Below are 12934 nucleotides of genomic sequence, written 5' to 3' on the forward strand. Positions count from 1 at the left end.
GCAATTGCTCTGTCATTACAAAGCCCGTCTCCCACGCGAGAACGATGGCAATAACAAGAGCCTCCGCCTGAGGCCATCACCCGCTTTGTGTGAGGAGATACCGCGATGACGACGTCCAACTCAGGGGCCCAACCCCAGAACCGTGCGCCTCAATCCATCGGCTTTCTGCTGTTGGACAATTTCACGCTTATTTCTCTGGCCTCCGCAGTGGAACCCCTGCGCATGGCCAACCAATTGTCCGGCCGCGAGCTGTATCGCTGGTCCACACTCACCGTCGACGGCGGCCAAGTCTGGGCCAGTGACGGTCTGCAGATCACTCCTGACTGCTCCATGCACAAAGCGCCTCCACTGGACACCATCATTGTCTGCGGCGGTATCGGCATTCAGCGCACCGTTACCCGTGAACACGTGTCATGGCTGCAAAGCCAGGCGCGTCAGTCCCGTCGCCTCGGCGCGGTCTGCACCGGCAGCTGGGCCCTGGCCTGCGCCGGCCTGCTGGACGGCTTCGATTGCAGCGTGCACTGGGAATGCCTGGCCTCGATGCAGGAAGCTTTCCCGCGTGTGGCCATGAGCACCCGTTTGTTCACCCTCGACCGTAACCGTTTCACCAGCTCCGGCGGCACCGCGCCACTGGACATGATGCTGCACCTGATCAGCCGGGATCACGGCCGTGAACTGTCCGCCGCGATTTCGGAAATGTTTGTCTACGAACGTATCCGCAACGAGCAGGATCACCAGCGCGTGCCGCTCAAGCACATGCTCGGCACCAATCAGCCGAAGTTGCAGGAAATCGTGGCGCTGATGGAAGCCAACCTCGAAGAGCCGATCGACCTCGACGAACTGGCGGTGTACGTCGCCGTTTCGCGTCGACAGCTTGAGCGGTTGTTCCAGAAATACCTGCACTGCTCGCCATCGCGCTACTACCTGAAACTGCGCTTGATCCGCGCCCGGCAGTTGCTCAAGCAAACGCCGATGTCGATCATCGAAGTGGCGTCGGTGTGCGGTTTCGTGTCCACGCCGCACTTCTCCAAGTGCTACCGCGAATACTTCGGCATTCCACCGCGTGACGAGCGCGTAGGCTCCAACACCACGCAACAGGTGGCGATGATGCCGCTGCCGCAGGCGCTGGTGCTGTCGCCGTTGTCGGGGCCGTTGTCGGCGCTGAGTCAGGCGCGTAATGAGTCGACGTTTGCCAGCGTTCGGCTCTAGACCGAGCTGGATTCATCGCGAGCAGGCTCGCTCCTGCAGGGGATCACCGGTGTGATGGAGATCCCCTGTAGGAGCGAGCTAGTTCGCGTTCGGTTCTATCAGGTTCGGGGGCTCTGCTGATACTCCGCCAACGCCGGCAGCAATTGCTTGTCGATCGCCTGACGCACCGCCGGCAGGATGGTCGCGCTGCTGGTGTACATCTGCTTGACCATGGTCCGCAGTTCCATCGCCCGTTCGTTGTTCAAACCCCTTACCGCGCATTCGCAGGCTTGCTCCGCAGTGGCGCCAGGGGGCACTGCAAAGCCTAACGCCTTGAGCTGGCCCAACAGGTCTTCCTGGTCGATCAAATCAGCGTACATCATGACGCAATCCTTCTTCAGGGAACGGTGTCTTGGCTCGATTCTCGTAGGGGGATGCGGTGGCGGCAAGGGCGAATTGTCGCAATGGCCGCATTACCTATGAACAGGTCGTTTTCGGCTAACTTGCTTGAATCGGGAGTGGGCACACTGGACTCAGCTGGCAACACGAAGGTTTGGTCACCCTCGCGCAACGGCTCCTCAACAGTACCCTCCTCAGCTCCGATCCTGTCACGGCTTGATCGGGGTTTTTTTTGCCTGTGAATCAAGGAAAGTTGTGTTGTCTGGACTGACGCCTTCGCGAGCCAGCCCGCTCCCACATTCAACCGAGTTTTATCAGGGGAATACGGTCGAATGTGGGAGCGGGCTTGCTCGCGAAGAACGATGACGCGGTCTAGCGTTGCAACACAAGAATCCGCGACAACAACTCATCACGATCGACATAGCAACCCTGAAAATGCCGGGCGCCACTGGCGGGATCAAACGCATTGCGTGCATGCAGCGTGCGGCGGTTATCAAAGCACCACAGCTCACCCGGATTCAGCCGCTTCATCAGCCGAAACCGCGCTTCCCGGGTCATTGCAATGAACCGCCGGTAAGCGTGATACAGCCTGGGCATCTGCTCCACAGACGCATCAAACGGTCCGCGCAGGAAATTCGCCATGCGTATTTCCGACACTTGCCCCCGTGCATCCAGCGCGATGATCGGCGCCAGGCAGCGGTAGTCGCTGTGACGGTCCTTGTTGCGAAATTCCACGGGGATCTCACAGAGACTTTTAAACGCCTCGGGATCCTCGTTGCGCAAGGCTTCGGCGATGGCAAAACCGTCGACAAAAATACTCTCGCCCCCCTCGGCGTCATTGACCAGACAATGCAGGAATTGCAGCCCTGGTTGCAGCTCCCGAGTCGGCAGGTCGCTGTGCAACGGCAGGTTGAAAGCCGTATAGGCGTTGCTGTCGGCATCGGCCTTGGATTGCACGTTGAACAACACGCCGAAATTGCTCTCGCGGATGAAGGAAATCCGCTGGGCGATCAACTTCAGCGAGCCCGGTTCAGTGGGGACGCCGCGCACTTGAGTCAGGCCGATATCGCGCACCGCCAGCAGCCATAGCAGCAGGGCGTCGTTGTCATTCATCAGCGCCTGGTAATCGAACACCGGCCACTGAAAATCATGCTGCCAAAGCCTGGCCTTGGGTTTGCGCGCCTCGCGTTCGGCACGGGATTCATCGTCATAGGCATGGGCGCGCAACCAGCCGGGGTCGAAGCGGCTGAGATGACCGTCCTGCCATTCGACGCAGAGGCAACCTTCAGCATCGACGCGTGACTCGGTGGGCAACAGGGTTTCGGCGACATCGACGATTTCCAGCACTTGCTCGCGGGTCACGGTATAGACGCATTGCGGGCAGGGGCAGTTGTCGCGCAACCACTGATGATGAAAGGGGCTGACACGACCGTCCGCCCAGTTCACTTGAATTCGGTCCGCCAGGGTGTGCACGGCGGTCAACGCACTGATCAACGGGTAGGTACGGAAGTCGGCAAAAGCGGCGGCGGTGTTCAATGGCGATCTCCTTGTTATTGTTGTTGGGGTAACGCGATCACTCTGCCAATGTAATCGGGGGTGGGCAGGTCGGTTTGTTCGGCGACGATGGCGTGCAGTTGGCTCAGCGACAATTCACTGAATGGCGCGGATCGCGGCCCGGCGAGGTCGACGTGCAGCAACATCTGCTCGTTGCCGGCCAGTTCCTTGTCATCGCCCGTCAGGTGCAGGCTGTGATAGAGGTGCAGGCGTTTACTGTCGTGGCCAATGATTTGCGTGCGCACTTCGACGTCAGCGTCGAGCTTCACTTCGTGCAGGTAATTGAGGTGCAGTTCTAGGGTGAACAGCGAGTGGCCGCTGGCTTCGCGGTTGTTGCTGTCGAGCCCTAAGCGATCCATCAGCGCGTCGGTGGCGTAGCTGAAGATCAGCAGGTAGAAGGCATCGCGCAGGTGGCCGTTGTAGTCGACCCAGTCGGGGATGATGCGGGTTTGGTAGGTGGTCAGGCTGGGCATGGATTCTAATCCAACATGTGAGGTGACTGGACTGCTCGCGATGGGGCCAGTCCTGCTGGCCCCGAAGGCTTGTTTACTCGCTGAAGGCCATCCCATGCTTCTCTTTGGTGGTCTTCACCGCCTCCAGCACCGCCAGCAGGCAATCATCACGATAGCGCTCCAGCGCCGAAATGCTGTGTGTGCCCAACTGATCGCTGGTGCCGTCGACCACATCATCAATCAGCTTGTCGGTCAGTTCCGGTGCCGGCAGATACGTCCATGGCAATTGCAAGGCCGGACCGAACTGCGCCATGAAATGACGCATCCCGGCATCACCGCCGGCCAGCGTGTAGGTCAGGAACGTGCCCATGAACGACCAACGCAAACCCGCGCCAAAACGTATCGCATCGTCGATTTCACCCGTGGTCGCCACACCATCGTTAACCAGGTGCAGCGCCTCACGCCAGAGCGCTTCGAGCAAGCGGTCGGCGATAAACCCCGGGACTTCCTTGCGCACATGCAGCGGACGCATTCCCAGAGATTCATACACTTTCATCGCCGCTTGAATGGCTTCCGGCGCGGTGTTTTTGCCGCCGACCACTTCCACCAGCGGCAGCAGGTAAACCGGATTGAACGGGTGGCCGACGACGCAGCGTTCCGGGTGTGTTGCACTCTCGTAGAACTCGCTCGGCAACAGGCCTGAAGTACTGGAGCCGATCAAGGCATTGGGCTTGGCTGCAGCGCTGATTTTGCTGTGCAGTTCCAGTTTCAGATCCAGGCGTTCGGGGGCGCTTTCCTGAATGAAATCGGCATCGCGTACGCATTCTTCAATCGTCGCGACAAAGCGCAAACGATCCTGAGAAGCGCCAGGCGCCAAGCCCTGTTTCTCCAGTGCGCCCCAGGCGTTGGCGACGCGTTTGCGCAAGGCGGCTTCGGCGCCCGGCGCCGGGTCCCATGCGATGACGTCAAGGCCATGGGCGAGGGCGCGAGACACCCAGCCGCTGCCGATGACACCGCTGCCCAGGGCTGCGAAGGTTTTGATTTCGGTGATAAAAGTCATGGTGACATCCTGAAAGAATTCAGTGCTCCCCTGTGGGAGCAGGTTCGGGTTAACCGCGCTTGGTCAGGCCCATTTTTGCCCGGCCTTCGGCCGGCGTCAGAACCCGGGCGCCGAGGCGGCTGAGGATTTCGCCGGCGCGCTCGACCAGTTGGCCGTTGGTCGCCAGTACACCCTTGTCCAGCCAGATGTTGTCTTCCAGGCCGACCCGCACGTTGCCGCCAAGCAGCACCGCTTGCGCCGCCATTGGCATCTGCATGCGACCGATGCCGAAACCGGCCCACACCGCATCGGCCGGCAGGTTGTCGACCATGGCTTTCATGGTGGTGGTGTCGGCCGGCGCGCCCCACGGAATGCCCAGGCACAGCTGGAACAATGGGTCGTCGAGCAGGCCTTCCTTGATCAACTGTTTGGCGAACCACAAGTGGCCGGTGTCGAAAATTTCCAGCTCGGCTTTCACGCCCAGCTCTTGAATGCGTTTGGCGCCAGCACGCAGCTGGGCCGGGGTGGATACGTAAATCGTGTCGCCATCGCCGAAGTTCAGGGTGCCGCAATCGAGGGTGCAGATTTCCGGCAGCAGTGCTTCGACATGCGCCAGACGGGTCAGCGGGCCGACCAGATCAGTGTTCGGGCCGAACTCCATCGGATGCTCGCCGGCGCCAATTTCCAGGTCGCCGCCCATGCCGGCGGTGAGGTTGACGATGATGTCGACATCGGCCTCGCGAATCCGCTCCATCACTTCGCGGTACAACGCCACGTCACGGCTGAATTTACCGGTTTCAGGGTTGCGCACGTGGCAGTGGACCACGGTGGCGCCAGCCTTGGCGGCTTCCACGGCGGCGGCGGCGATTTGTTTCGGAGTGACCGGCACGTGTGGACTCTTGCTGGTCGTGTCGCCAGCACCGGTGAGTGCGCAGGTGATGATGACGTCGTGGTTCATGGGGCGGTTCCTTACAGGCGAGTGTTGTTCAGGAGATGGCCAGGCGTAGTGGCCCCGTTCGCAGCCCGCTCGGGCTGCGAATCGGTGGTTCGATTGAGGTTTATTTACTGGTCAGTTGCAGGTTTTCAGCCGCCGGTTTGCCATCGAAGGTGGTCACGCCTTCGAGCCAGCGCTGTTTGTCTTGCGGGTGATCTTTCAGCCATTGCCTGGCCGATTCGAAGGCGTCCTTGTGATCCAGCAGCGGCTGCATCATCCGGCTCTCGTCTTCGGCGGTGTAAGTCAGGTTGCTCAGCAAGCGACCGATGTTCGGGCACTGTTCGGCGTATTTCGGCGCGGTGACGGTCCAGACCGTGGCCATGCCTTCGTTCGGGCCAAGGGCATCGTCACTGCCGGTGAGGTAGGTCATTTTCACGTTGACGTTCATCGGGTGCGGCGCCCAGCCGAAGAACACCACGGCCTCGTTACGGCGCACGGCGCGATCCACGGCGGCAAGCATGCCGGCCTCGCTGGACTCGACCAGTTGGAACTTGCCGAGGCCAAATTGATTCTTGGCGATCATCGCCTTGATCTGAGTGTTGGCGCCTGAACCGGGCTCGATACCATAGATCTTGCCGCCCAGTTCCTTTTCGAACCTGGCGATGTCTGCGAAGGTTTTCAGGCCCTTGTCGGCCAGGTAAGTCGGTACGGCGAGGGTTGCGCGGGCGTCTTTCAGGCTTGGGGCTTGCAGCACTTTGACCTGGTTACCGTCGACAAACGGAGTGATGGTCTGGGTCATCAGCGGATTCCAGTAGCCCAGGAACAAGTCCAGGCGCTGGTCGCGGATCCCGGCGAAGATAATCTGCTGCGATGCGCTGGTTTGTTTGGTGTTGTAGCCGAGGCCATCGAGCAGGACCTGGGTCATGGCGCTGGTGGCGATTACGTCAGTCCAGTTCACTACGCCCATGCGTACGCTCTGGCATGACGCGGGTTCGGCGGCCATGACGCTGGCGCTCAGCAAAGCGGTACCACTGAGTGCAAGAACACAGCTGCTGATCAGTCGTTTCATCTCAGGTTCCTCGGCAGTTCGTTTATTGTGAGTTCCGGTGTCTGATGCGCCGGTGATGCCAAGTTACGCAGCTAAGCCCCCATGAAAGCGCACCACGGCGACCAGCTCTTGCACTGCAGCGACCTGCGCTCTTGAATGCCATCGGCAAGTGGCGTATCAACAGCCTCACGCCGCCTATCGAGTGCGCTCCATGTCCCAGGATTTCTACTTCTTGTTGATGCCGGGTTTCTCGGCGATTGGATTTATCTCGGCGATCGAGCCGCTGCGGGTCGCCAATCGCTTTCGCGGCGAGCTGTATCGCTGGCACGTATTGAGCGCCGACGGTGGCGCGGTGCTGGCCAGCAACGGCATGTCGGTCAACGCCGACGCGGCGCTGGAGCCGCTGAAGAAAGGCGCGACGCTATTAGTTGTCGCCGGTTTCGAGCCGCTGAAATTCGCCACCCCGGCACTGGAGCACTGGTTGCGACGCCTCGACAACGAAGGCGTGACCCTCGGCGCCATCGACACCGGCAGTTTCATCCTCGCCGAGGCCGGCCTGCTCGACGGCCATCGCCTGACCCTGCACTGGGAAGCCATCGACGCCTTCAAGGAGTCTTATCCACAGCTCAGCGTCACTCAGGAATTGTTCGAGATCGACCGCCGGCGCATCACCTCTGCCGGCGGCACTGCATCCATCGACCTGATGCTCGACCTCATCGGCCAGGCCCACGGCCCGGAACTGGCGATCCAGGTCAGCGAGCAATTCGTACTCGGCCGTATCCGCCCACGCAAAGACCACCAGCGTATGGAAGTCGCCACGCGGTATGGCATCAGTAACAAGAAGCTGGTTCATGTGATCGGCGAGATGGAGCAGCACAGCGAACCGCCGCTGAGTACGCTGGCATTGGCGGAGTCGATCAAGGTGACACGGCGGCAACTGGAGCGGTTGTTTCGCTTGCACCTGAACGACACGCCGAGCAATTTCTATCTGCGGTTGCGATTGGAGAAAGCCCGGCAGTTGTTGCGTCAGACGGACATGAGTGTGTTGGAAGTGAGTATTGCGTGCGGGTTTGAATCGCCGTCGTATTTCACCCGTAGTTATCGGGCGAAGTTTGCGCGGTGCCCGCGTGAGGACCGCCGACGGCTTGGGGATGGGCGAGAGCTGGTTTAAGCCAGATGCAAAACGAAATGTGGGAGCGGGCTTGCTCGCGAAAGCGGTCAGTCATTCAACATTGATGTTGACTGACACTCCGCCATCGCGAGCAAGCTCGCTCCCACAGTTTTGATTTGGTGTGGATCTTACTTCTTCATTAACGCCGAGGAGGCGGCTTTGTAGGCTTCATGCTGATACTTGTTCAGCGTCGTCGGCAGTTCAAAATTGTGCTTCTTGCTCTGTGCATTGATCGTCTGCGGCGACAGCAGCGTCACCTCGCAATTCTCCAGCAGCTGAAACACACCCTCAATCTTGAACGTCGTCGGCCCACCCGCGAATTCACCTTTTTTGCTGCGCTTCTTGATCGCAATCCGGTCAATTGAGTTTTCGCGCACAAACGATGCTACCTGAGCCGCAAAGACTTTGACGTTCGCCGCTTCGTCGTCATCGTCGAGGGCGATTTTCTTGGTGGCCAGGGCGACGTGACTCAGCCCCTGATCGTCGAGGGAGGCCACGGCGATGATCGCTTCGCTGCCTTTGATTTCAATGCCGCAGATTTTCATTTCGATCCCTTTTCCGGATGGTTGCGTGCAGCTTACAGTTCAAGTGGATCGGCGTTGATGCCAAAAGCCGGGGCAATCTTCTCGCGAGCCGCTTTTGCAAGGCTTGGTGGCTGACTCTTTCTGGGCAAAGGCCGGTTGGGAAATGCCCATGCGTTTGGCGGCGTCATCCTGCGTAAGGTTCAGCTGTTCGTGCCAGGCCCTGACAAGTTGGGGCGCCATCAACAATGCGGCTGACAACTACGTGCGGGATCAAATGATTCTCCATCGTTATGATTTTATTCCTGCCCAATCGACTCCAAAAACTCCGACCGCTCATCACTCATCCGCGCCACGCAATCATTCTGCGCAATGGTGAACGCCTTGCTACCGCTGGTCGCAGGAAACGCTTCCACCGCGCAATCCGCATCCCGGGTCTTCAGCCATTGTTGCTGAGCAGCCTTGAGCTTGGCGGTGATGTCGGCCAGTTGTGCCGGGGTTTTGCCGTAGGCCGTTTGCATGCGCTCGGCCAAGCCCTGGTAGTTGTCTTTGAGCAGATTTTCGGCGGTGGTTCGGCTGAAGGCCGAGCATTCGAGGGTCTGGACGTCGTTTTCGACTTTGTCGCAGGGGTTGTCGTCGGACTCTTCAGCCGCGTGTACGCCGGTCGCTATCAGTGCCAAAGCCAGGAAGATCGATTTCATTGCGTCGCCGCCCCAATCCAGTAGTGCATTCAGTAATGCCGCGAATTCTGGCCCATGCGCAGGCCCTTGAACAGGTGGGCAATCGTGCCCCGCGGCGACCCTTTGTCGCGGATTGACGCTTTCGGCAAACCCCCTGTCGTTTTTGCACCCGGCTGCCCCGTCCCTCAGGCATATGCTGGCCCCAAAGCGCCGGCACACGATTCGGCGCATGAATCGCTAATAGGGGACAGCCTGATGAGCCCAGCCGAATTGCACGCCGACAGCATCGTTATCGACGGGCTGATTATTGCCAAGTGGAACCGCGAGCTGTTTGAAGACATGCGCAAGGGCGGTCTGACTGCTGCCAACTGCACCGTGTCGGTGTGGGAGGGCTTCCAGGCCACCGTCAATAACATCGCCGCCAGTCAGAAGCTGATTCGCGAGAACAGCGACCTGGTGATTCCGGTGCGCACCACCGCCGACATCCGTAAAGCCAAGGAGCAGGGCAAGACCGGCATCCTGTTCGGCTTCCAGAATGCTCACGCCTTTGAAGACCAGATCGGCTATGTCGAGGTGTTCAAGCAGCTCGGCGTCGGTATCGTGCAGATGTGCTACAACACCCAGAACCTGGTCGGCACCGGCTGCTACGAGCGTGATGGCGGCCTGTCGGGCTTCGGTCGTGAAATCGTCGCCGAGATGAACCGTGTGGGCGTCATGTGCGACCTGTCCCACGTCGGCTCGAAAACCTCCGAAGAAGTCATTCTCGAATCGAAGAAGCCAGTGTGTTACTCGCACTGCCTGCCGTCGGGACTGAAAATTCACCCGCGCAACAAGTCCGATGAAGAGCTGAAATTCATCGCCGATCACGGTGGTTTCGTCGGCGTGACCATGTTCGCGCCGTTCCTGGCCAAAGGCATCGATTCGACCATCGACGATTACGCTGAAGCCATCGAATACACCATGAACATCGTCGGCGAAGACGCCATCGGCATCGGCACCGACTTCACCCAGGGCCATGGCCAGGACTTCTTCGAATACCTGACCCATGACAAGGGCTACGCCCGCCGCCTGACCAGCTTCGGCAAGATCATCAACCCGCTGGGCATCCGCACCGTCGGCGAGTTCCCGAACCTGACCGAAACCCTGCTCAAGCGCGGTCATTCCGAGCGCGTGGTCCGCAAGATCATGGGCGAGAACTGGGTGAATGTCCTCAAGGACGTTTGGGGCGAATAAGCCACCGCATCTGAAGAATTCTTTCCCCCGGCCGTCCGCGCCGGGGGCAACACCCAAAATTTTCTGGAGTTAAGTTTCCATGGCCAAGATCGCCCCGCAATTGCCAATCGAAGTCGACAGCGAAACCGGTGTCTGGACCTCCGACGCCCTGCCGATGCTGTACGTACCACGTCACTTCTTCGTGAATAACCACATGGGCATCGAGGAAGTGCTGGGCGCCGATGCCTACGCCGAAATCCTCTACAAGGCCGGCTACAAATCTGCCTGGCACTGGTGCGAAAAAGAAGCTGAATGCCACGGCCTGGAAGGCGTCGCGGTGTTCGAGCATTACATGAAGCGTCTGTCGCAGCGTGGCTGGGGCCTGTTCAAGATTCAGGACATCGACCTCGACAAAGGCACCGCCAGCGTCAAGCTCGAACACTCGGCGTTTGTCTACGTCTACGGCAAGGTCGGACGCAAGGTCGACTACATGTTCACCGGCTGGTTTGCCGGTGCCATGGACCAGATTCTTGAGGCCCGTGGCAGCAAGATCCGCACGGTTGCCGAGCAAGTCTACGGTGGCTCCGAAGAAGGCCACGACGACGGTTTATTCACCGTCAAGCCGTTGTAAGTCGAGGACCCCGCCATGGCTTTCGAAGCAATGTTCCAGCCGATTCAGATCGGCAAACTGACCATCCGTAACCGCGTGCTCAGCACCGCGCACGCCGAGGTTTATGCCACCGACGGCGGCATGACCACCGACCGGTACGTCAAGTATTACGAAGAGAAAGCCAAGGGCGGAATCGGCCTGGCGATTTGCGGCGGTTCCTCCAGTGTGGCCATCGACAGCCCGCAAGGCTGGTGGAAGTCGGTCAACCTGGCCGACGACCGGATCATTCCGCACTTCCAGAACCTGGCCGACGCCATGCACAAGCATGGCGCCAAGATCATGATCCAGATTACCCACATGGGCCGTCGTTCCCGCTGGGACGGCGAGCACTGGCCAACCCTGCTGTCGCCGTCGGGCATCCGCGAACCGGTACACCGCGCGACCTGCAAAACCATCGAACCGGAAGAAATCTGGCGGGTGATCGGCAACTACGCCAGCGCCGCAGCGCGGGCCAAGGCCGGTGGCCTGGATGGTGTCGAACTGTCCGCCGTGCACCAGCACATGATCGACCAGTTCTGGAGTCCTCGTGTCAACAAACGTACCGACGAATGGGGCGGCAGCTTCGAGAACCGTATGCGTTTCGGCCTGGAAGTACTCAAGGCTGTGCGGGCGGAAGTCGGCCCGGATTTCTGCGTCGGCATCCGCCTGTGCGGTGACGAGTTCCACCCGGACGGTTTGTCCCACGAGGACATGAAGCAGATCGCCAAGTACTACGACGACACCGGCATGATCGACTTCATTGGCGTGGTCGGCTCGGGTTGCGACACCCACAACACCCTGGCCAACGTTATCCCCAACATGAGTTATCCACCGGAGCCGTTCCTGCACCTGGCGGCCGGTATCAAGGAAGTGGTCAAGGCCCCGGTCCTGCACGCGCAGAACATCAAGGACCCGAACCAGGCGACCCGTATTCTGGACGGCGGTTATGTGGACATGGTCGGCATGACCCGCGCCCACATCGCTGACCCGCACCTGATCGCCAAGATCAAGATGGGCCAGGTCGACCAGATCAAACAATGCGTCGGCGCCAACTACTGCATCGACCGTCAGTATCAGGGTCTGGACGTGCTGTGCATCCAGAACGCCGCGACTTCCCGTGAATACATGGGCGTGCCGCACATCATCGAGAAATCGAGCGGTGTGAAGCGCAAAGTCGTGGTGGTCGGTGCCGGTCCTGCCGGGATGGAAGCGGCGCGTGTGTCGGCGGAACGTGGCCACGACGTGACCCTGTTCGAGAAGAAAGAATTCATCGGCGGCCAGATCACCACTGCGTCGAAAGCTCCGCAACGGGACCAGATCGCCGGTATCACCCGCTGGTTCCAGCTGGAACTGGCACGTTTGAAAGTCGACCTGCGCCTGGGCGTGGCGGCGGATGCGGCGACCATTCTCGACTTGCGTCCGGATGTGGTGGTACTTGCTGTCGGCGGTCATCCGTTCCTGGAACAGAACGAACACTGGGGCGCGGCAGAAGGCCTGGTGGTCAGCAGCTGGGACATCCTCGACGGCAAGGTGGCGCCGGGCAAGAACGTGCTGGTCTACGACACCATTTGCGAGTTCACCGGGATGTCGACCGCCGACTTCCTTGCCGACAAGGGCAGTCAGGTCGAGATCGTCACTGACGACATCAAGCCGGGCGTGGCGATTGGTGGCACCTCGTTCCCGACCTACTACCGCAGCATGTACCCGAAAGAAGTGATCATGACCGGGGACATGATGCTGGAGAAGGTCTACCGCGAAGGCGACAAGTTGGTGGCGGTGCTGGAAAACGAATACACCGGCGCCAAAGAGGAGCGGGTGGTGGACCAGGTTGTGGTCGAAAACGGCGTGCGTCCGGACGAAGAAATCTATTACGCGCTGAAGGAAGCGTCGCGCAACAAAGGCCAGATGGACATCGAAGCCCTGTTCGCGATCAAGCCGCAACCTTCGCTTAGCCAGGCGGGCGACGGCTACTTGCTGTTCCGCATCGGTGACTGCGTGGCGCAGCGCAACACCCACGCGGCGATCTATGACGCGCTGCGGTTGTGCAAAGACTTCTAACGGCTTGCACATGACCCTGTGGGAGCGGG

General features: G+C 60.0%; 13 protein-coding genes and 1 pseudogene. 5 read left to right on the plus strand and 9 right to left on the minus strand.

Features of this window, described 5'->3' with window-relative positions; translation table 11 throughout:
• Window positions 1-105 precede the first annotated feature (105 nt).
• Entirely contained in the window at window positions 106-1209 is a 1104-nt protein-coding gene (gbdR, locus tag NL116_RS03585) for a choline metabolism transcriptional regulator GbdR (RefSeq protein WP_027926642.1), read from the plus strand.
• 98 nt (window positions 1210-1307) lie between these two features.
• On the opposite strand, the gene NL116_RS03590 is transcribed toward gbdR, so the two are convergent.
• The 6 genes from NL116_RS03590 to choX all read right to left on the minus strand — a co-directional run bounded on the left by NL116_RS03590 (window position 1308) and on the right by choX (window position 6635).
• Entirely contained in the window at window positions 1308-1571 is a 264-nt protein-coding gene (locus NL116_RS03590) for a hypothetical protein (protein WP_223515862.1), read from the minus strand.
• Between the two features lie 388 nt (window positions 1572-1959).
• On the minus strand, window positions 1960-3123 hold the full coding sequence (locus tag NL116_RS03595) for a gamma-butyrobetaine dioxygenase (RefSeq protein ID WP_494376043.1): 1164 nt from the start codon (window positions 3121-3123) through the stop codon (window positions 1960-1962).
• A 14-nt stretch (window positions 3124-3137) separates the two neighbouring features.
• On the minus strand, window positions 3138-3614 hold the full coding sequence (locus NL116_RS03600) for a thioesterase family protein (protein WP_494376044.1): 477 nt from the start codon (window positions 3612-3614) through the stop codon (window positions 3138-3140).
• Between the two features lie 73 nt (window positions 3615-3687).
• Window positions 3688-4653, minus strand: coding sequence for an L-carnitine dehydrogenase (locus tag NL116_RS03605; protein WP_494376045.1), 966 nt, complete (start codon window positions 4651-4653; stop codon window positions 3688-3690).
• Between the two features lie 49 nt (window positions 4654-4702).
• Window positions 4703-5590 carry a 3-dehydrocarnitine:acetyl-CoA trimethylamine transferase CdhC gene (gene cdhC / locus NL116_RS03610; RefSeq protein ID WP_494376046.1) on the minus strand — a complete coding sequence of 296 codons (888 nt, stop codon included), beginning with the start codon at window positions 5588-5590 and terminating at the stop codon, window positions 4703-4705.
• Window positions 5591-5690: 100 nt separating this feature from the next.
• A complete protein-coding gene (gene choX, locus NL116_RS03615) occupies window positions 5691-6635 on the minus strand; it encodes a choline ABC transporter substrate-binding protein (protein ID WP_494376047.1) in 945 nt (314 codons plus the stop codon).
• Window positions 6636-6825: 190 nt separating this feature from the next.
• Here choX and NL116_RS03620 point away from each other — a divergent pair, with 190 nt between their 5' ends.
• The gene (locus NL116_RS03620; RefSeq protein ID WP_494376048.1) at window positions 6826-7785 is read left to right on the plus strand and encodes a GlxA family transcriptional regulator; all 960 of its coding nucleotides are present in this window, start codon (window positions 6826-6828) and stop codon (window positions 7783-7785) included.
• 128 nt (window positions 7786-7913) lie between these two features.
• Here the strand turns inward: NL116_RS03620 and NL116_RS03625 are convergent, their stop codons facing one another.
• The 3 genes and pseudogenes from NL116_RS03625 to NL116_RS03635 form a co-directional block, all read right to left on the minus strand.
• Window positions 7914-8330, minus strand: coding sequence for a DUF3010 family protein (locus tag NL116_RS03625; RefSeq protein ID WP_494376049.1), 417 nt, complete (start codon window positions 8328-8330; stop codon window positions 7914-7916).
• Window positions 8331-8362: 32 nt separating this feature from the next.
• Window positions 8363-8595 (minus strand): annotated as a pseudogene (locus tag NL116_RS03630) (helix-turn-helix domain-containing protein); the annotation flags it as partial.
• Between the two features lie 10 nt (window positions 8596-8605).
• Window positions 8606-9007 carry a lysozyme inhibitor LprI family protein gene (locus tag NL116_RS03635; RefSeq protein ID WP_494376050.1) on the minus strand — a complete coding sequence of 134 codons (402 nt, stop codon included), beginning with the start codon at window positions 9005-9007 and terminating at the stop codon, window positions 8606-8608.
• A gap of 234 nt (window positions 9008-9241) precedes the next feature.
• Here NL116_RS03635 and NL116_RS03640 point away from each other — a divergent pair, with 234 nt between their 5' ends.
• The 3 genes from NL116_RS03640 to dgcA all read left to right on the plus strand — a co-directional run bounded on the left by NL116_RS03640 (window position 9242) and on the right by dgcA (window position 12905).
• Window positions 9242-10219, plus strand: a complete 978-nt coding sequence (locus NL116_RS03640) for a dipeptidase (RefSeq protein ID WP_008033250.1) — start codon at window positions 9242-9244, stop codon at window positions 10217-10219.
• Between the two features lie 79 nt (window positions 10220-10298).
• The gene (locus NL116_RS03645) at window positions 10299-10829 is read left to right on the plus strand and encodes a DUF5943 domain-containing protein (RefSeq protein ID WP_005792152.1); all 531 of its coding nucleotides are present in this window, start codon (window positions 10299-10301) and stop codon (window positions 10827-10829) included.
• A gap of 15 nt (window positions 10830-10844) precedes the next feature.
• Window positions 10845-12905, plus strand: coding sequence for a dimethylglycine demethylation protein DgcA (gene dgcA, locus NL116_RS03650; RefSeq protein ID WP_494376051.1), 2061 nt, complete (start codon window positions 10845-10847; stop codon window positions 12903-12905).
• The last annotated feature ends 29 nt before the right edge of the window (window positions 12906-12934 follow it).

This window comes from Pseudomonas sp. FBCC-B1667, from assembly GCF_059133255.1.